Annotated in this window: 17 protein-coding genes; 3 read left to right on the top strand and 14 right to left on the bottom strand. The window is 70.2% G+C overall.

What is annotated here, in order from left to right:
* The 14 genes from ilvA to KK131_RS07540 all read right to left on the bottom strand — a co-directional run bounded on the left by ilvA (position 1) and on the right by KK131_RS07540 (position 16,285).
* Positions 1-1,566: a threonine ammonia-lyase, biosynthetic gene (gene ilvA, locus KK131_RS07605; RefSeq protein WP_214556060.1), complete on the bottom strand. Its 1,566-nt coding sequence runs from the start codon at positions 1,564-1,566 to the stop codon at positions 1-3.
* The gene (gene ilvN / locus KK131_RS07600; RefSeq protein WP_214556059.1) at positions 1,563-1,811 is read right to left on the bottom strand and encodes an acetolactate synthase small subunit; all 249 of its coding nucleotides are present in this window, start codon (positions 1,809-1,811) and stop codon (positions 1,563-1,565) included. Before ilvN ends, ilvA begins: the two co-directional genes overlap by 4 nt.
* 154 nt (positions 1,812-1,965) lie before the next feature.
* Positions 1,966-3,759 (bottom strand): biosynthetic-type acetolactate synthase large subunit, encoded by a 1,794-nt coding sequence (gene ilvB, locus KK131_RS07595; RefSeq protein ID WP_250887079.1) that lies wholly within the window; start codon positions 3,757-3,759, stop codon positions 1,966-1,968.
* A gap of 132 nt (positions 3,760-3,891) precedes the next feature.
* The gene (ilvC, locus tag KK131_RS07590; protein WP_214556057.1) at positions 3,892-4,902 is read right to left on the bottom strand and encodes a ketol-acid reductoisomerase; all 1,011 of its coding nucleotides are present in this window, start codon (positions 4,900-4,902) and stop codon (positions 3,892-3,894) included.
* Entirely contained in the window at positions 4,899-6,620 is a 1,722-nt protein-coding gene (locus tag KK131_RS07585) for a dihydroxy-acid dehydratase (RefSeq protein ID WP_214556056.1), read from the bottom strand. The genes ilvC and KK131_RS07585 overlap by 4 nt, the downstream gene beginning before the upstream one ends.
* Positions 6,621-6,794: 174 nt before the next feature.
* Positions 6,795-7,892: a 3-isopropylmalate dehydrogenase gene (gene leuB / locus KK131_RS07580; RefSeq protein WP_214556055.1), complete on the bottom strand. Its 1,098-nt coding sequence runs from the start codon at positions 7,890-7,892 to the stop codon at positions 6,795-6,797.
* Positions 7,889-8,476, bottom strand: a complete 588-nt coding sequence (leuD, locus tag KK131_RS07575) for a 3-isopropylmalate dehydratase small subunit (protein ID WP_214556054.1) — start codon at positions 8,474-8,476, stop codon at positions 7,889-7,891. Before leuD ends, leuB begins: the two co-directional genes overlap by 4 nt.
* Positions 8,473-9,903, bottom strand: a complete 1,431-nt coding sequence (gene leuC / locus KK131_RS07570) for a 3-isopropylmalate dehydratase large subunit (protein WP_214556053.1) — start codon at positions 9,901-9,903, stop codon at positions 8,473-8,475. Before leuC ends, leuD begins: the two co-directional genes overlap by 4 nt.
* The gene (locus KK131_RS07565; RefSeq protein WP_214556052.1) at positions 9,900-10,901 is read right to left on the bottom strand and encodes a branched-chain amino acid transaminase; all 1,002 of its coding nucleotides are present in this window, start codon (positions 10,899-10,901) and stop codon (positions 9,900-9,902) included. The genes leuC and KK131_RS07565 overlap by 4 nt, the downstream gene beginning before the upstream one ends.
* Positions 10,898-12,499, bottom strand: coding sequence for a 2-isopropylmalate synthase (locus tag KK131_RS07560; RefSeq protein ID WP_214556051.1), 1,602 nt, complete (start codon positions 12,497-12,499; stop codon positions 10,898-10,900). Before KK131_RS07560 ends, KK131_RS07565 begins: the two co-directional genes overlap by 4 nt.
* A gap of 110 nt (positions 12,500-12,609) precedes the next feature.
* Entirely contained in the window at positions 12,610-12,747 is a 138-nt protein-coding gene (locus tag KK131_RS07555) for a hypothetical protein (protein WP_214556050.1), read from the bottom strand.
* Positions 12,748-12,867: 120 nt separating this feature from the next.
* Positions 12,868-14,184 (bottom strand): threonine synthase, encoded by a 1,317-nt coding sequence (gene thrC / locus KK131_RS07550; RefSeq protein ID WP_214556049.1) that lies wholly within the window; start codon positions 14,182-14,184, stop codon positions 12,868-12,870.
* A complete protein-coding gene (locus KK131_RS07545) occupies positions 14,181-15,146 on the bottom strand; it encodes a homoserine kinase (protein WP_250887080.1) in 966 nt (321 codons plus the stop codon). Before KK131_RS07545 ends, thrC begins: the two co-directional genes overlap by 4 nt.
* Before the next feature lie 23 nt (positions 15,147-15,169).
* Positions 15,170-16,285, bottom strand: a complete 1,116-nt coding sequence (locus tag KK131_RS07540; RefSeq protein ID WP_250887081.1) for a homoserine dehydrogenase — start codon at positions 16,283-16,285, stop codon at positions 15,170-15,172.
* A gap of 174 nt (positions 16,286-16,459) precedes the next feature.
* Here KK131_RS07540 and KK131_RS07535 point away from each other — a divergent pair, with 174 nt between their 5' ends.
* Genes KK131_RS07535 through KK131_RS07525 form a run of 3 tightly spaced genes read left to right on the top strand, consistent with a single transcriptional unit; the run spans position 16,460 to position 18,776 of the window.
* A complete protein-coding gene (locus tag KK131_RS07535; protein ID WP_214556046.1) occupies positions 16,460-16,729 on the top strand; it encodes a hypothetical protein in 270 nt (89 codons plus the stop codon).
* Complete coding sequence (locus KK131_RS07530; protein WP_214556045.1) at positions 16,726-17,493, top strand: c-type cytochrome; 768 nt, start codon at positions 16,726-16,728, stop codon at positions 17,491-17,493. Before KK131_RS07535 ends, KK131_RS07530 begins: the two co-directional genes overlap by 4 nt.
* Positions 17,490-18,776 carry a cytochrome c gene (locus KK131_RS07525; RefSeq protein WP_214556044.1) on the top strand — a complete coding sequence of 429 codons (1,287 nt, stop codon included), beginning with the start codon at positions 17,490-17,492 and terminating at the stop codon, positions 18,774-18,776. The genes KK131_RS07530 and KK131_RS07525 overlap by 4 nt, the downstream gene beginning before the upstream one ends.
* Positions 18,777-19,178 lie beyond the last annotated feature (402 nt).

Genomic DNA, 19,178 nt, shown 5'->3' with positions numbered 1-19,178 from the left:
TCAGCTGCGCAGCAGCAGTCGGTAGGCCGGGTGTGCGCTCTCGTCAACCCACGGGTAGCCCAGCGTGGCGAGGAAGCGCCGGAACAGCGGCTGTTCGGCCGCCGGCACCTGGATGCCGACCAGGATGCGGCCGTGGTCGGCGCCATGGTTGCGGTAATGGAACAGGCTGACGTTCCAGTCCGGATGCAGCTGGCCGAGGAAGCGGGTCAGCGCGCCGGGGCGTTCGGGAAATTCGAAGCGGTACAGCAGCTCGTCCTGCGCCAGCGGCGAGCGGCCGCCGATCATGTGGCGCAGGTGCAGTTTGGCCAGCTCGTCGTCGGTGAGGTCGAGCACGTCGAACCGCTGTGCGCGGAACGCGGCGATCAGCGCTTCGCGCTCGTCGCGGCTGGCGATCTGCACGCCCACGAAGAGGTGCGCGGAGCGCGCATCGCCGATGCGGTAGTTGAACTCGGTGATGGCGTGCCGGCCCAGTGCGGAGCAGAAGCGGCGGAAGCTGCCGCGCTCCTCCGGGATGGTCACCGCGAACACCGCCTCGCGCTGCTCGCCGACCTCGGCGCGTTCGGCGACGAAGCGCAGGCGGTCGAAATTCATGTTCGCGCCGGAGACGATCGCGACCAGCGCGCCGTCGCCGGCGCCGTGTGCGGCGACGTACTGCTTCAGTCCGGCCAGCGCCAGTGCGCCGGACGGTTCCGGCACGCTGCGGGTGTCCCGGTAGATGTCGCGGATCGCGGCGCAGATCGCGTCGGTGTCCACCCGCAGCATCGCGTCCACGTGCTGCCGGCACAACGCGAAAGTGAGCGCGCCGACCTGCTTCACCGCGGTGCCGTCGGCGAACAGGCCGACCTCGTCCAGCACCACGCGCTCGCCGGCTTCCAGCGAGCGCGCCATCGCGTCCGAATCCGCCGCCTGCACGCCGATCACCTTCACTTCGGGCCGCAGCGCCTTGATGCACGCGGCCACGCCGGCGAGCAGGCCGCCGCCGCCGACCGGCACGAACAACGCCTGCAGAGGGCCGGGGTGCTGGCGCAGGATCTCCAGCGCGATCGTGCCCTGGCCGGCGATCACCGCCGGGTCGTCGAACGGGTGCACGAACACCGCGCCACGCTCGGCCTGCAACTGCGCAGCCGCGGCCTGCGCGTCGCTGTAGGAATCGCCGGCCAGCACGACGTCCACCAGCGCGCCGCCGAAGCGGCGCACCGCGTCCACCTTCAGCTGCGGCGCGGTCACCGGCATCACGATGGTGGCGCGGATGCCCAGCTTCGCCGCGGCCAGCGCCACGCCTTGCGCATGGTTGCCGGCGGAGGCGGCGACCACGCCGCGTGCGCGTTGCGCTGCATCCAGTTGCACCATGCGGTTGTACGCGCCGCGCAGCTTGAACGAGAACACCGGTTGCTGGTCCTCGCGCTTGAGCAGCACGCTCTGGCCCAGCCGCGCACCGAGCAGCGGCGCCGCTTCCAGTGCCGATGCATGCGCCACCTCGTAGACGCGCGCGGCGCGGATCCGTGCCAGCAGGTCGCCGCTCGCTGCCGCATCGCCGTCGGTGAGCTGCGGCGCAACGGCATTCATGCAGCGAGAGCCGTCGCCGGATGTGCCACCTGCAGCACGTCGACCAGCTTGCGCGTCTGCTGCAGGATCTGGCCGAGTGCGGCGTCGTCGCATTGCAGGCTCAGGGTCAAGCGCGACACCGCCGGGTCATGCGTGGCGGCGACGGTCAGCGTGTCGATGTTGTAGCCGCGCGCGGCGAACAGCCCGGCCACGCGCACCAGCGCGCCGGCTTCGTTCTGCAACAGGATGGACAAGGTGTGGTTCATGGCGGGTGCTCCAGAGATGAGTCCCTCTCCCTTCGGGAGAGGGTGCCGACAGGCGGGTGAGGGTTCGGACGGAGCGAGGCGCTGAGGCTCGCCCGTACCCTCACCCGACCCTTCGGGCCACCTTCTCCCAAAGGGAGAAGGGAAGGTCAAACGCTCAGAACATGTGGGACGTCGAGTCCTCGTGCGCGACCGGCGCCGCGCGCGAGGCGATGAAATCGCCGGTGATCATCTGCGCGTAGCTGGCGCCAGGCCCGACCATCGGGTACACGCCGGCATCCGGGTCGATCATCACTTCGAGGAAGGCCGGGCCGTCGAAGGCAAGGAAGTCGGCAATCGTCGCTTCCAGCTCGTCCACGCGTTCCAGCCGCCGCGCCCATTCGAATCCGTCGGCCTGCGCGGCGCGCACGAAATCCTTCTTGTGCAGGCTCTTGTCGGACGCGGCGAAGCGGCCCTTGAAGTACAGCTTCTGCCACTGCCGCACCATGCCGTCGCCGACGTTGTTGAGCACCACGATCTTCAGCGGCAGGCCGTAGGTGGTGACCGTTTCCAGCTCGCCGATGTTCATGCGGATGCTGGCGTCGCCGTCGATGTCGATCACCAGCTTGTCGCGGTGCGCGAACTGCGCGCCGATCGCCGCCGGCAGGCCGAAACCCATCGTGCCCATCGAGCCGGAGGTGAGCCAGTGCCGCGGCGCGCGGAAGTCGAAATACTGCGCCGCCCACATCTGGTGCTGGCCGACGCCGGTGCTGACGATCGCGCGGCCCCGGGTGTGGCGGTTGATCGCCTGCAGCACCGCGTACGGCTGGATCAGCGCGCTTTCGCGGTCGTAGTTCATCGCGTGCACGCGCTTCAGTTCCGCCACGTGCGCATGCCACTCGGCGAGCTGCGGCTTGAAGCGGTGCGCGCAGCCATAGGCGGTGAGCCGTTCCAGCGCGCGTTGCAGCGGGCCGACGTGATGCCAGCCGACGCCCTTCACCTTGCCGATCTCGGCCGGGTCGATGTCGATCTGCGCGATGAACTTCGCGCGCGGCGCGAACTTGTCCGGCACGCCGGCCACGCGATCGTCGAAGCGCGCGCCCAGCGCCAGCACGAAGTCGCAGTCCTCCACCGCGTAGTTCGCGTACGCGGTGCCGTGCATGCCGAGCAGGTGCAGCGCCAGCGGGTCGGTGCTGTCGAAGCCGCCCAGACCCATCAGGGTAGTCGTGACCGGCAGGCCGAATGCATCGACGAACGCGCGCAACGCCGCGGATGCCTCCGCGGCGATCACGCCGCCGCCGGCATAGATCAACGGCCGCCTGGCCTGCATCAGCGCGGTGAACAGCGCATCGCAATCGGCGTCGCCCAGCGTCGCCTGTTCCACCGCGCGCAGCCGCGTGCGGTAGCCGCTCAACGCCAGCTCGCCGCGGCCATGCCAGTTCAGCGCGGCGTTCTGCACGTCCTTCGGCACGTCCACCACCACCGGCCCGGGCCGGCCGCTGCGGGCAAGGGTGAACGCGGTGCGCACGGTGGCTTCCAACTGGCTCGCGTCGGTGACCAGGAACACGTGCTTGGCGCAGGCGCCCATGATGTTGCTGATCGGCGCCTCCTGGAACGCGTCGCTGCCGATCGCCGCGGTGCCGACCTGGCCGCAGATCGCCACCAGCGGGATCGAGTCGGCCATCGAGTCGCGCACCGGCGTCACCATGTTGGTGGCGCCGGGGCCGGATGTGACGATGGCCACGCCGACCTTGCCGGACGCGCGCGCGTAGCCCGCGGCCATGAAGCCCGCGCCCTGCTCGTTGGCCGGCACCACCAGCGGCATCGCTTCGCCGCCGTCGGCGCGCGGGTGCTCGGCGTTGTGGCGGAACACCGCGTCGTACACCGGCAGGATCGCGCCGCCGGAATAGCCGAACAGCACGCCGACCCCTTCGTCGGCGAGTACCTGCACGATCACTTCGGCGCCGCTCATCGCCTGGCCGGCAAGCGGATGCCGGTCTGTTGAGGTTTCGGCTTTCAGTGGTTGCGCATTCACAAGATAGATTCCCCACGCGTTGCGGTGATGTGCTCTCTCCCCTGCATCGCAGGGCAGAGAGCAGGAGCGTCAGCCGGCTTTCTTCAACGGGGTGACGGCGGCCGCCGCCGCGTTCGGCTGCAGCCACGGCATCCGCGCACGCAGCTTCGCGCCGACCACCTCGATCGGATGCTCGAGATCGGCCTGCTTCAGGCGCTTGTAGTTCGGCAGGCCGGCCTGGTACTCGGCGATCCAGTTGCGCGCGAAGGTGCCGTCCTGGATGTCGGTGAGCACTTCCTTCATGCGCGCCTTGGTGCCGGCGTCGACGATGCGCGGGCCGCTGACGTAGTCGCCGTACTGCGCGGTCTCGGAGACGAACTGCAGCATCTTGGCCAGGCCGCCCTCGTAGAACAGGTCGACGATCAACTTCAGCTCGTGCATCACCTCGTAGTAGGCGATTTCCGGCTGGTAGCCGGCTTCCACCAGGGTTTCGAAACCCTTGATCACCAGCTCGCTGGCGCCGCCGCACAGCACCGCCTGCTCGCCGAACAGGTCGGTCTCGGTCTCTTCCTTGAAGTCGGTCCGGATGATCATCGCGCGGCCGCCGCCGATGCCGTCGGCGTAGCCCCTGGTCTTCGCCTCGGCCTGGCCGCTGACGTCCTGGTGCACCGCCCAGATGCACGGCACGCCGCGGCCGCGCTCGTACTCGCTGCGCACCAGCGCACCGGGGCCCTTCGGCGCAACCAGGATCACGTCGATGTCGGCACGCGGTTCGATCTGCCTGAAGTGCACGTTGAAGCCGTGCGCGAACAGCAGCGCGGCGCCCGGCTTGATGTTCGGCTCGATCGCTTCCTTGTACAGCGTCGGCTGCACCATGTCGGGGGTGAGCACGGCGACCAGGTCGGCGCCTTTCACGGCTTCGGCCGGCTCGGCCACCTTGAAGCCGTCGGCTTTGGCCTTGTGCCAGGTCGGTCCGTTCGGGCGCAGGCCGACCACGACGTCGAGGCCGGAGTCGCGCAGGTTCAGCGCGTGCGCGCGGCCCTGGCTGCCGTAGCCGAGCACGGCGATGCGGGATTGGGCGAGGGTGTTGTTGCTGCTCATGCGGTGACTCCCTGGTTGGATTCGGTATGGGTTTGCTTGGGTGTGGAGACGGCTGAATGAATCTGATTGGAGCCGGGATGCGTGGTGGCGCCGTCGGAGGCGGAGCCGACCAGCAGCGCGTACTTGGCCAGCGCGCCGCGGCTGACTTTCGGTGCGGGCGGTTGCCAGCCGGCGCGGCGTGCGGCGAGGTCGGCGTCGGTGGCGATCTCGCGCCGCGCCGCGTCGATCACGATGCGGTCGCCTTCGTGCAGCAGCGCGATGGGGCCGCCGCGCGCGGCTTCCGGCGCGATGTGGCCGACCATGAAGCCGTGGGTGGCACCGCTGAAGCGGCCATCGGTGATCAGCGCCACGTCGTCGCCCAGGCCGCGGCCGATCAGCGCGGCGGTGACGCCGAGCATCTCGCGCATGCCGGGCCCGCCGGCCGGGCCTTCGTTGCGGATCACGATGACGTCGCCCTTGGCGATGTCGCCGGCCTGCACCGCGGCGAAGGCCTGTTCCTCGCCCTCGTACACGCGGGCGCGGCCTTCGAAGTGGGTGGCGCCCTTGCCGGCGAGCTTGAGGATGCAGCCTTCCGGGGCGAGGTTGCCGTACAGGATCGAGTAGCCGCCGCGCGGCTTCAGCGGTGCGCTCACCGGATGCACCACGTCCTGCGCTTCGGCATGCGGCGCCGCCGCGGTTTCGGCGAACAGCGAGCGGCCGGTGACGGTGGGCGTGTCCTCCAGCATGCCGGCGGCGATCAGCTCCTGCGCCACCCGCGCGCTGCCGCCGGCGCCGAACAGTTCCACCGCGGTGTAGCGCCCGCCGGGCAGCAGGTCGGCGATCACCGGCGTGTGCGCCGAGGCCGGCTCGAAATCCTCCAGCGTCCACGCGACGCCGGCCTCGCGCGCGATCGCCAGCAGGTGCAGCACCGCGTTGGTGGAGCCGGCGGTGGCGGCGACCATGCGCGCGGCATTGCGCATCGAGCTGCGCGTGATCAGCTCGCGCGGCGTGCGGTTCGCGCGCAGGCATTCCATCACCAGCTCGCCGCAGCGGAACGCGGCCGCGCCCTTGGCCGGGTGGGTGGCGGGGATGTCGTTGTAGCCCAGCGGCGACAGCCCCAGCGTGGTCAGCACCATCGCCATCGTGTTCGCGGTGAACTGGCCGCCGCAGGCGCCGGCGCCGGGGCAGGCGTCGCGCTCGACCGCGGTGAGTTCCTCGTCGCCGATCTTGCCCGCGCCATGTGCGCCGACCGCCTCGAACACCTGCTGGATGGTGATCGGATGGCTGTCGTGGGTGCCGTGCGCGATCGTGCCGCCGTACAGCGCCACGCCGGGAATGTTCAGCCGCGCCAGCGCCATCGCGGCGGCGGGGATGGTCTTGTCGCAGCCGCACAGCACCACCATCGCGTCGAGGCAGTGGCCGTCCACCGCCAGCTCGATCGAGTCGGCGATCACTTCGCGGCTGATCAGCGACGAGCGCATGCCCGGCGTGCCCATCGCGATGCCGTCGGTGACCGCGATGGTGTTGAACTCCACCGGCGTGCCGCCGGCGGCGCGGATGCCGGCCGCGGCCTCGACCGCGAGCTCGCGCAGGTTGAGGTTGCACGGGCTCACGTTCGACCAGGTGTGCACCACCGCGACCAGCGGCCGCGCGATCGCCTCGTCGTCGAGGCCGGTGGCGCGCAGCATGGCGCGGGCGGGTGCGCGGTCGGGGCCGCTCTTGATCAGGTCACTGCGCATGGCGATTCCGCTGGGTGAAGAAAGAAAAGCGCCCCCTGCGTGCGAGGGAGGTGGCTGGACGGGGCGGGGATCGGCGCCATCGCGGCGTGCGCGAACCGTCCTGTGCCGGGAGCACGCAGGGGGCGGCAGAAAATGCGGGCACGTCCGTGTGCCCGCTGGGGAAACCTGGCTGCATCAGCCGCATGCGCGTGCTCCGCAGAAGAACGCGGCGGCGTTGTCGGCGTGATCCTCGATCGCCGCGAGCACGGCATCGCGCACTTCATCGGTGCCGGCGTTGCCGCCGATGTCGCGGCTGTGCGGGCCATGGCGCAGCACCTGCTCGACCGCCGCCTCGATCGCCACCGCTTCGGCTTCCAGGCCCAGCGAGTGGCGCAACAGCAGCGCGGCGGAAAGGATCGCGCCGACCGGGTTGGCCACGCCGGTGCCGGCGATGTCCGGCGCGGAGCCGTGGATCGGTTCGTACAGCCCGCGCCGGCCGTCGCCCAGCGACGCCGACGGCAGCAGGCCGAGCGAGCCGGCCAGCGCGGCGGCCTCGTCGGTGAGGATGTCGCCGAACAGGTTCTCGGTGACCACCACGTCGTAGCGGTTCGGCTGGGTCAGCAGCAGCATCGCCATCGAGTCGACCAGCTGGTGCTCGAGCTTCACGTCCGGATACTCGGCAGCGATGCGCTGCACCGTGCTGCGCCACAGCCGCGAGGTCTCCAGCACGTTGGCCTTGTCGACCGAGGTGACATGGCGGCGGCGGCCGCGTGCCAGCTCGAACGCGCGGCGCACCACGCGCTCGATCTCGGCCACGGTGTATTTGCACTCGTCGGTGGCGGCCTCGTCGCTGCGCGTCTTCGCGCCGAAGTAGGCGCCGCCGGTGAGCTCGCGCACGAACAGCACGTCGACGTGCTTCAGCTTGTCGTTCTTCAGCGGCGACAGGTTGGCCAGCGCCGGATGCACCTGCAGCGGGCGCAGGTTCGCGTACACGCCGAGCGCGGCGCGCAGCGCCAGCAGGCCCTGCTCGGGCCGCACCGGCGCGTTCGGATCGGACCACTTCGGGCCGCCGACGGCGCCCAGCAGCACTGCATCGGCGGACTTACATGCCGCCAGCGAGGCGGCCGGCAGCGGCTCGCCGGTGGCGTCGATCGCGATGCCGCCGATCAGCTGCTCGTCGAACGCGAACACGTGCTCGTAGCGCGCGGCCACGGTCTTCAATACGGCCACCGCGGCAGCGGTGACTTCGGGGCCGACGCCGTCGCCGGGCAGGGTAACGATGTGGGCTTTCATGCCGCTTGCTCCTGATGCTGTTGTTCGTAAGAGGTGATCGCGTCGCCTTGCTGAAGCAGGTAACCGAGCTGGTCGACGCCGTTGAGCAGGCAGTGCCGCGCGAACGGCTCCAGAGCGAACGGGATGCGGCCGCCGTCGGGCAGCGCGATGTACTGCTCGCGCACGTCGATCGCCAGTTCGATGCCGGGATGCTTGAGCAGCCAGCGGTGTTCGAGTTCGTCGATGACGATGGCGAGCAGGCCGTTCTTCAGCGCGTTGCCGCGGAAGATGTCCGCGATCTCGCTGCACAGCACCGCCTGGATGCCGTAGTCGAGCAGCGCCCACGGCGCGTGTTCGCGCGAGGAGCCGCAGCCGAAGTTGCGCCCGGCCACGAGGATCGAGCAGCCGCGCGCTTCCGGGCGGTTCAGCGGGAAGGCGGGGTTGTCGCTGCCGTCGGCCTGGTAGCGCCAGTCGTGGAAGCACAGCTTGCCCAGCCCCTCGCGCGTGGTCGTGGTGAGGAAGCGCGCCGGGATGATGCGGTCGGTGTCGATGTTCTCGTCGGCCAGCACGGCGGTGCGGGAGTGGAGGTGGGTCACGGGTTTCATGCGGCTTGCTCCTGCCGGCTCTTGTTGTGTACGGCGTACTCGCGCGGGTCGGCGATGCGCCCGGCGATTGCCGACGCAGCGGCGGTGGCCGGGCTGGCCAGCACGGTGCGCGCGCCCTTGCCCTGGCGGCCCTCGAAGTTGCGGTTGGAGGTGGAGACCACCAGCTGGCCCGGCTGCGCCAGGTCGCCGTTCATCGCGATGCACATCGAGCAGCCGGGCACGCGCCACTCGGCGCCGGCGGCGGTGAACACGTGGTGCAGGCCTTCGCGCTCGGCGTCGCGGCGCACCGCTTCGGAGCCGGGCACCACCAGCATGCGCACGCCGTCGGCGACGTGCCGGCTATGCAGTACGCGCGCCGCTTCGCGCAGGTCGGACAGGCGCGAGTTGGTGCAGCTGCCGACGAACACCACGTCGACCGGCGTGCCCTGCATCGGCTGGCCGGGCTTGCTCTGCATGTAGTCGAGCGCACGGCGCTCCTGCGCATTGGTCGCCACCGGCACCGGGGCGTCTAGCGCGATCGCCATGCCCGGATGGGTGCCGTAGGTGACGGTGGGTTTCACGGCGCCGGCATCGATGCGCACCTCGCGGTCGTAATGCGCACCGTCATCGCTGCGCAATGCGCGCCACTTCGCCACCGCTGCGTCCCACGCCTCCCCCTGCGGCACGCGCGGGCGACCCTTCAGCCAGGCGAATGTGGTCTCGTCCGGCGCGATCAGCCCGGCGCGCGCGCCGGCTTCGATCGACATGTTGCAGACGGTCATGCGCTGGTCCATCGACAGCGCCTCGATCGCCGCGCCGCGGTACTCCAATACGTAGCCGGTGCCGCCATCGACGCCGATCGTGCCGATGATGTGCAGGATCAGGTCCTTCGCGCCCACTCCCGGCGGCAGCTGGCCGTCGACGTGGATCGCCATGGTCTTCGGTCTGCGCTGCAGCAGGCACTGCGTGGCCATTACGTGGCCGACCTCGGTGGTGCCGATGCCGAACGCCAGCGCGCCGAACGCGCCGTGGGTGGAGGTGTGGCTGTCGCCGCAGACGATGGTCATACCTGGCTGGGTCGCGCCCAGCTCGGGGCCGATCACGTGCACGATGCCGCGGTCGGCGCTGTCCCAGCCGTGCAGCTCGACGCCGAACTCGCGGCAGTTGGATTCCAGCTGCGCGACCTGCGCCTGCGCTTCCGCGTTCGCATAGGGGCGGCTGCCGTCGGCGTTCGTGGGCAGGGTCGGGGTGGAATGGTCCAGCGTGGCCAGCATGCGGTCGGGCCGGCGCAGTTTCAGTCCGCGCTCGTGCAGTTCGCTGAACGCCTGCGGCGAGGTGACTTCGTGCACCAAGTGCAGGTCGACGTAGATCACCGCCGGTGTGTCGCCGGTTTCGGCGGCGACGACGTGGGCGTCCCAGACTTTCTCGAACAAGGTCCGCGGGTTCATGCCGCTGCCTCCGTGGGGGCCGGCCGTTCCTGAGGAGTCCGGCCATGGATGGCCGGTTCTTGATCTTCGCGGTCAGGGATGACCGCGTTAACCAAACTCAGCCAGGACCAGCGATCTTCCGTGCGGCCGTCGAACAGGCCGAAGAACGCCTGCTGCAAGACCTTGGTGATGGGACCGGGCGCACCCTTGCCGACCGCCTTGCGGTCGACCGAGCGCACCGGGGTGATCTCGGCGGCGGTGCCGGTCATGAACACTTCGTCGGCGGAATACAGCGCCTCGCGCGGCAGGTCGCGTTCTTCCACCGCGATGCCGAGATCGGCGGCCAAGGTGATCATTGCATCGCGGGTGATCCCGGCCAGGATGCCGGCGCTGGACGGCGGCGTGAGCAGCTTGCCGCGCTTCACCAGGAACAGGTTCTCGCCGGCGCCTTCGCTGAGCAGGCCGTTGTGGCCCAGCGCGATGCCCTCGTCGTAGCCGTTGCGGCGCGCCTCCAGCCCGATCAGCTGGCTGGACAGGTAATTGCCGCCGGCCTTGGCCCAGCTCGGCAGGGTGTTCGGCGCGGGGCGGTTCCAGGACGACACGCACACGTCGGCACCGCGTTCGGCCGCCTCGCCGAGATACGCGCCCCAGTTCAGCGCGATGATCGCCACCTCCACCGGCGCATCGCCCTTCGCCAGCACGCCCAGCCCGCCGGCGCCGCGGAACACGATCGGCCGCACGTACGCCGATGGCATCCGGTTCGCGCGGATCACGTCGAGGCAGGCGGCGTTGATCTCGTCCTCGCTGTAGCCGATATCGATCTCGTAGACGCGCGCCGATTCGAACAGCCGGCGGGTGTGCTCGGCCAGCCGGAAATACGCCGGCCCGCGCGGCGTGGCGTACACGCGCTCGCCCTCGAACACCGACGAGCCGTAGTGCAGCGCATGCGCGCTGACGTGGGTGGTGGCCTCGGCCCACGGCTTGATCTGGCCGTTGTGCCACAGGAATGGCGTGCTCATGCGGTGGCTCCCTTGATGTGCGCGACGGCAGCGGTTGGCGTGGTTCGTTCGATCCGGTTGACGATGACCAGCGCGGCCAGCGCGGCGGCCTCGACGATGTCGGTGCTGCTGCCGTGGCCGCGCCAGTCGCGGGCGGCGTGGCGCGCGCTCAGCTGCGCGTGGCCCAGGGCGTCGGCGCCTTCGCCGAGCGCATCGATCTGGAAGCGGGTGAGCGCCAGCGGCGTGCCGGTGGCGCGCTCGATCGCGCGCAGCACGGCGTCGACCGGGCCGTCGCCGATCGCCGCCTCGCCGACCTCGTGGCCGTCGTCGTGGGCCAGCTTCACCGAGGCCGAGGCGCTGCCGCCGAAGTGCGAGCTGGCGTGCAGCTGCACCAGCCGCCACGGGCCGGCAGCGTGCGGGTCGCGGCCCAGCGCCAGCGCTTCCAGGTCTTCGTCGTGCAGTTCGCGGCCGTGGTCGGCCAGCGTCTTGAAGCGGCCGAAGATCTCGTCCAGCGCGGCGTCGTCCGGTGTGTGGCCCAGCGCCTGCAGGCGCTGGCGCAGCGCGGCGCGGCCGGAGTGCTTGCCCAGCACCAGGCGGGTTTCGGCGATGCCGACGTCCTGCGGCCGCATGATTTCGTAGGTGCCGCGATGCTTGAGCATGCCGTGCTGATGGATGCCCGACTCGTGCGCGAACGCGTTGGCGCCAACGATCGCCTTGTTGCGCGGCACCGCCTGGCCGGTCAGTTCAGTGAGCAGGCGCGAGCTTGGGTACAGCTGGCGGGTGTCGATGCGGGTATCGACGCCGAAGTGCGGCGCACGCACCTTCAGCGCCATCACCACCTCCTCCAGCGCGGCGTTGCCGGCGCGCTCGCCGATGCCGTTGATGGTGCATTCCACCTGGCGTGCGCCCGCGCTCACCGCGGCCAGGCTGTTCGCCACCGCCATGCCGAGGTCGTCGTGGCAGTGGCTGGAGAACACCACCTTGTCCGCGCCGCGCACGTGCTGGCGCAGGTAGCGGAACAGCTCGACGATCTCGGTCGGCGTGGTGTAGCCCACCGTGTCCGGCGCGTTCAATGTGGTGGCGCCGGCGGCCACGGCGGCGCTGAACACTTCGGCGAGGAATTCGGGTTCGGTGCGCAGGGCGTCCTCGGCGGAAAACTCCACCTCGCCGCAGAAGCCGCGGGCACGTTCGATCGCACGCACCGCGGTGTCCAGCACCTGCGCCTTGCTCATGCCCAGCTTGTGCTCGCGATGCAGCGGGCTGGTCGACAGGAACAGGTGGATGCGCGAATGGCGTGCCGTCTTCAGCGCGCGCGCCGCGCTGTCGATGTCGCCGTCCTGGCAGCGCGCCAGCGCGCATACCGTGGTGCTTTTCAGCGCCCCGGCGATTTCCGCAACTGCAGCAAAATCGTCCGGCGAAGCCTGCGGAAAGCCCGCTTCGAGCACGTCCACGCCCAGCGCCTCGAGTTGCTGTGCCATGCGCAGCTTCGCGCGCCGGTCCATCGAGAAACCAGGCGCCTGCTCGCCGTCGCGCAAGGTGGTGTCGAAGATCCGCACGCGTTCGGCGACTACGTCGTCGTCGCTGATCGGGGTGTTGTGCTGGTCGGGGTTTTTCATCATGGCTCCGCTGTGGGCGGCGCCGAAGGCACAAAAAAACCCCGCATCCGTTACCGGGTGCGGGGTTCTTTGGGAGTCTTCAGGTTATTTTTCAGCTACCTGGACACATGCCCTCAGCCCGCACCTCCGTTGGTAATAAGGAGTACGAGTACGAGGGTAATAAGGAGCGTGCCGCCGAGCTGCAGCAGGCCGCCGACCGTCGCGAGACGGTTCATTTCGGCGATGCGGCAATGGCTGCTGCGCTGCGACATGAGACCGACCTTAGGGCACTTCGCACGACGGCGTCAACAGTTTCATTTGAAATCAGTCGATCGGCTTGCTTTGGACGTCCAGATGTCCAGATGATTTTTCCGGGCCAGGCGCGGAATGTTTTACGAGAGCATCAGCCAGTCCCGCAAAGCCGTGTCGCTGGCGGCCAGCGGCTCGGCGCGGGCGTCGCGCGCCAGCATCGCGGCCAGCGCCGGGGGAACCTCGACCGGGTGGCCGACCAGCGGCTCCACCACGCTCTCGAACTTGGCCGGGTGGGCGGTGGCGACCACCGCCCATGGCGCGTCGTCGCCGTCCGCACGCAGACGGTCGAGCAGGTGCATCGCGGTGGCGGTATGCGGGCAAAACACTTCGCCGTGTGCGCGCGCGTGATCGGCAAGGGTGCGGCGGATCGTGGCGTCGTCGACGCTGTCCGCCTGCAGCAGCCGACGCAGGCGGGCTTCGTCGGGGAACGTCCAGCGCAGCCGCTCGAAGTTGCTGGGCGCGCCCACGTCCATCGCGTTGGCGAGGGTGGCGATCGCTTCGCGCGGCGCGTACGCGGCGCCGGCGAAATAGTCGGGCAGGGTGGCGTTCGCGTTGCACGCCAACTGCACGTCACCGACCGGCAGGCCCAGTTCGCGCACCCACAGGCAGGCCAGGGCGTTGCCCAGGTTGCCGGTGGGTACGATGAAGTTCAGCGGCGTGCCGTGCTCGCGCCTCCAGCCCAGCGCGGCGTGCGCGTAGTAGCTCATCTGCGGCAGCAGGCGGCCAAGGCTGATGCTGTTGGCCGAGGACAGCGGCCGCTGCGCCTGCAGTGCGGCGTCGTTGAGCGCTGCCTTGACCATGCGCTGGCAGTCGTCGAAGCGGCCGGTCACGCGCAGCGCGCGGACGTTGTCGCCGAAGCAGCCGAGCTGGTGCGCCTGCCGCGGCGAGACCAGGCCGTCCGGATACAGGATCGCCACGTTCACGTTCGGCTGGCGATGGAACGCGGCGGCCACCGCGGCGCCGGTGTCGCCCGAGGTGGCGACCAGGATGGTCAGCGGCCGCGCATCGGCGCGCGGCAGTCGGCGCAGGCAGGCGGCGAGGAAGCGCGCGCCGAAATCCTTGAACGCCGAGGTGGGCCCGTGGAACAGCTCCAGCATCAGCGTGGCCGGATGCGCCGGCAGTGCGCGCAGGGGCGCGTCGAAGGTGAACGCTTCGGCGCAGATCGCGCGCAGTTCGCCGGCCAGCGCATCGCCGGCGAAGAACGGCATCAGCAGGGTGGCCGCGGTATCGGCCAGCGAGCCGTGCGGGTCGAACGTGGCCGGGTCGAGTGCGGGCAGTGCCGCGGGCACGTACAGGCCGCCGTCCGGCGCCAGCCCGGCGGCGATCGCCTGGCCGATCGGCACGGCCGGAGCGCCGCCGCGGGTGCTGTGATATGGCAAGGGATCGGCGGCACTCATGCGGCAGCCTCGATCGAGTCGATCAGTGCGGCAGCCGGCCCATTGATCGGCGATACCCACGCGTCGCTGTCCAGCCCGGCCTCCGCGAACGCGGCTTGCATCGCCACGCTCGCCGCTTCGGCATCGCTGCGGTTGTCGTACCAGCCGAACACGCTGGGGCCCGCGCCGGAGATGCTGGCGCCGAGTGCGTGGTGATCGAGCGCCGCCTGTTTCACCTTGGCGAAGTTCGGGATCAGCGGCGCGCGGCGCGGTTCCACCAGCACATCCTTCAGGCCTTCGCGGACCAGCGCCGCGTCGCCGCGGTAGCAGCCGGCCAGCACCAGCGCGAGGTTCGAACTCTGCGCCACGAACTCGCCCAGCGCATAGTGACCGGCCAACGCCGCGCGCGCCTTGCGCGTCTCCAGCACCACGTGCGGATGCACCAGCGCGCAGTGCCATGCGGCCGGCACCTCGATGCGCAGCAGGCGTTCGTGGGTGGCCAGCACCAGGCCGCCGAGCAGCATCGAGCCGAGGTTGTCGCCGTGACGGCTGCCGCTGGCCACCGTCTCGCCGTCCAGCGCGAAGCCGTACAGCGCCTCGCGCGGCAGCGGCTGCGCCAGCAGCGCGTTGGCGGCCACCAACGCGGCGACGCAGGAGGCGGCCGAACCGCCCATGCCCGAGCCCAGCGCGATGCCCTTGTGCAGCACCAGCTCGAAACCGTGCTGCAGGCCGAGCGCCTTGCGCAGCGAGAGCAACGCGGTGCCGGCGGTGTTCGCGCGCGGATCGGTGGGCAAGTCGGTGACGCAGCCGCAGATCGCCGCGATGCGCACCACCGCCTCGTCGATGCGGCGCACCTCGGCGCGGTCGCCGGCGCCGGCCACGCTGTGGCCGAGCAGGTCGAACCCCACGCCCACGTTGCCGACACTGGCGGGCGCGAAGGCGCAGGCGACTTGCGGGGGTTTGGGGCGGCGCGGTGAGGCCATGACGGGTTCCAGCAGCGAGGAGTTCATGCGCGCGCCTCCAGCGACTCGGCGATACGCAGCAGGTCGGTGAACACGCCGGCGGCGGTCACCTCCGGACCGGCGCCGGGGCCTTGCACCGACAGCGGATTATCGCAGTAGCGGCGGGTGGTGAACTGCACGATGTTGTCGGTGAGCCGGGTATGCGCGAACGCGTGGGTGGCCGGCAGCACCATCAGCCGCACGCTGGCGCGGCCGTGCCGGTCCAGTTGCGCCACGTGGCGCAGCACGCCGCCTGCGGCATGCGCCTCGGCCAGCCTTGCCGCCATCGGCGCATCCAGCTCGTCCAGCCGCTGCATGCATTCGTCCAGCGGCAGGGCGGCCAGCGCCGGCGGCACCAGGCCCTGCAGGTCGACGTCCTCCAGCGACAGCGGCCAGCCCGCCTCGCGCGCCAGGATCACCAGCTTGCGCGCCACGTCGAGGCCGGACAGGTCGTCGCGCGGGTCGGGTTCGGTATAGCCCAGCGCATGCGCCTCGCGCACCAGGGCGGAGAACGGCTGGCGGCCGTCGTGGCGGTTGCACAGCCACGCCAGCGTGCCGGAGAACATGCCATCCACCGCGAGCAGTTCATCGCCGGTATCGAGCAGGTCGCGCAAGGTCTGCACCACCGGCAGCCCGGCGCACACGGTGGCCTCGTAGCGGAAGCGCGCGCCGCTGGCGCAGGCCGCGCGGATCGCCTGCCAGCGCGGCAGCGGCCCGCTGCCGGCGAGCTTGTTCGGCGTCACCACGTGCAGGCCGGCGGCGAGCCAGCGCGGGTAGTGCGCGGCCACCTCGTCGTTCGCGCTGCAGTCGATCAGCAGCGCATGCCGGCCGTCGTTGCCGCGCACGTGTTCGGCGAACGCATCCAGGTCGTTCGGCCGCCAGATCTGCGCGCCGCCGTGGCGGCCGTTGAGCTCGGCGTCGTCGCAGTCCAGCCACATGCGCTTGCTGGCCACCACGCCGCAGAGTTTCAGTTCCAGCCCGCTGTCGCGGGCCAGCCGCGGTTGCGCGGCACGCAACTGTTCCAGCAAGGCGCTGCCGACGCGGCCGGGGCCGATCACGCCGACTGCCAGCACGCGTTGCCGCCGCAGGGTCGGCGTGGCGAAGCCGAGCGACGGCGGCAGATCGGCAAGTTGGGGCGCACAGATGTTCACGATGACCTCCTGGTGAGGCCCGTGCTCGCTGGCGGATCGGCTTGTGCTTGGGGAGTGCGCCGGCCCGCCTCGGTCGAGGGCGGGGCCGTTGCGTAGCGAAGAACCTAGTCGCGCACGGACACCCACCCCGACCGAGTGGTAATCGTGGTCGTGGTGGTGGTGGTGGCGAAGGAACGGTTGACGACGCCGGCCGGCAACGGCGCACGCCCGGCGCGAACCGGGGCGAAGTGCGTGCGTGCTGGCGTGGAAAGCGGCGACATGGCGTCGACCTTAAAGTGGATATTGCACTGCGGTCAACAGATTCATATGCAACTTTTCGGGAGGCGTGCATGGATTGCCACGCTGCGGCAGGTTGTCGCGATCCGCTATTCGGCGCCGGTTGGCCCGTTCGGGGCGCCTACAATTCGTGGATGAACAGATTCGTTTCACTGCGCCAGCGGTTGCGTGGACATGCGTCGTGCGCGGCGTTCGTGTTCGGTGTGTGGAGTCTTTCGGCATCGGCCGCGGGCCTGCAGGCGGGGACCGCTCCGCCCGTACCCGACACCATGCAGCAGCGCGTCGCCGCCTGCACCAGCTGCCACGGCGTGCACGGCGAGGGTTCGCCGGACAGCGTGGTGATTCCGCGCCTGGCCGGCAAGCCGGCGGGCTACCTGGTTCAGCAGCTCGAGTATTTCCAGACCGGCCAGCGCCGGCACGCGCCGATGGAATACGTGGTGCGCCAGTTGAGCCCGGCGTACCTGCGCGATATCGCCGAGTACTTCGCGAAGCAGGACGTGCCCTACCGGAAACTGCCGGTGCCGGCGGTGTCCGCGGAGACCCTGCGGCGCGGCGAGCAGCTGGTGATGCGCGGCGATTCGACCCGCGGCGTGCCGTCGTGCGTCAGCTGCCACGGCGGCAAGCTCACCGGCGTGGAGCCGATGATGCCGGGCCTGATGGGCCTGTCGTACGACTACCTCAGCACCCAGCTGGTGTCGTGGCGCACGCGCCAGCGCGCGGCCGAAGGGCCCTACTGCATGGGCGTGGTCGCCAACCGCATGCGCGAATCGGACATCACCGCCGTGTCGGCGTGGCTGGCCAGCCACGAGCCGCCGGCCGACATGCATCCGGAACCGGCCAGTGCGCAGACCGAACCGTTGCCGGGCTGGTGCGTGATGGGCAAGAGCGGAGCGGCTCAATGAAACTGTGGCGACGTGGATGGTGGCTGCTGGCGTTGCTGGCGATTGCGGTGCTGGGCTGGCGGTACTTCGGCCGCGCTGGTCAGCCGGCGTCATCGCCCGCGCAGCGCGAGGCGGATGCCGCTGCTCTGCACGATCCGGCGTTGATCGCCCGCGGCGAATACCTGGCCACGGTCGGCGACTGCGCCGCCTGCCACACCGCGCGGGACGGCCAGCGCTACGCCGGCGGCCGCTCGCTGGGCACGCCGTTCGGCGACGTGCCGGCGCCGAACATCACGCCCGATCCGGAAACCGGCATCGGCCAGTGGAGCTTCGATGATTTCTGGAATGCTTTGCATCAGGGCAAGGGGCGTCAGGGCGAACTGCTGTACCCGGTGTTCTCGTACACCTCGTTCACCAGGGTGACCCGCGACGACGCGTTGGCGATCTTCGCCTACCTGAAGTCGCTGCCGCCGGTGCATCGGCCGGATATCGAACCGGGACTGGGCTTTCCGTACAACGTGCGCAGCAGCCTGGTCGCGTGGCGCGCGCTGTACTTCAAGCCGGGCGAGTTCAAGCCCGACCCGGCGAAGTCGCCCGAATGGAACCGCGGCGCCTACCTGGTGCAGGGCCTGGGCCATTGCAACGAATGCCACACCACGCGCGACGCGCTCGGCGGCATCGAGCAGGACCGCCACCTCACCGGCGGCCGGATCCCGCAACTGGACTGGTACGCGCCCGACCTCAGCACCCAGCCCGGCGGTGGCCTCGACGGCTGGAGCGCGCAGGACATCGTCGACCTGCTGAAGACCGGCCAGTCGGGCAAGGGCAGTGCGTTCGGTCCGATGGCCGACGTGGTGCGCCTGAGCACCCAGCACATGGCCGACACCGACCTGCAGGCGGTGGCCGTCTACCTGCAGTCGCTGCCGCCGCGCGCGCAACCCGCGCCGGCACCGTTCAAGCGCGCGGCCAGCCACGAGCAGGGCGGCCAGCTCTACGCGCAGCGCTGCGCCGACTGCCATGGGGCAGACGGTCGCGGCGTGGCCGGCGTCTACCCGCCGCTCGACGGCAACACCTCGGTCACCGAACCGACCGGCATCAACGCGATCCGCAGCGTGCTGCTCGGCGGCTTCGCCCCGGCCACCGCCGGCAACCCGAAGCCGTACTCGATGCCGCCGTTCGCGCAGCAGCTGAACGACGAGGACGTCGCCGCCGTGGTCGGCTACATCCGGCAGTCGTGGTCGAACCGGGCCGGGCCGGTGAAGCCTGCGGATGTGAGCACGTATCGGCATACGCCGATCGATTGAATGGTTGCAGGAGTTTCGGCGAGGCTGCGCGGTATTCCCTGCTTGCCTCTCAAGGGACTTCCTTCGGTCGCAGGGGAGGGTTAGGCGACCAAAGGGAGTCCTTCAGGCGTGGGGTTCGCTCTTGATCTTCTTTCCGACACCGTTCGGGAATCGCTGAGCCTCTGTCCGCTCGCCGACATCAGAAGCAAGAGCTTTCGTCCTCCTTCGGAGGGCGAGTCACTTTCTCTTGCGTGGCCAGGAGAAAGTAACCACTGCGCCGCAGAAGCGGCGCGAACGGCGAAGCCGGCCCGAAGGGCGGAGGGCAGGGTGTCCGGAGTAAAGAGAAGGCCACCCCGCTTACGCGCTTTCCGGGAATCCCTGCCCGGAAAGTCCGCGGTCGGGCTCCGGGTTTGTCGACAGTGC

The organism is Rhodanobacter sp. LX-99, assembly GCF_018599185.1.
GTDB lineage: Bacteria > Pseudomonadota > Gammaproteobacteria > Xanthomonadales > Rhodanobacteraceae > Rhodanobacter.
This window is presented reverse-complemented; position numbering and strand designations above follow the sequence as displayed.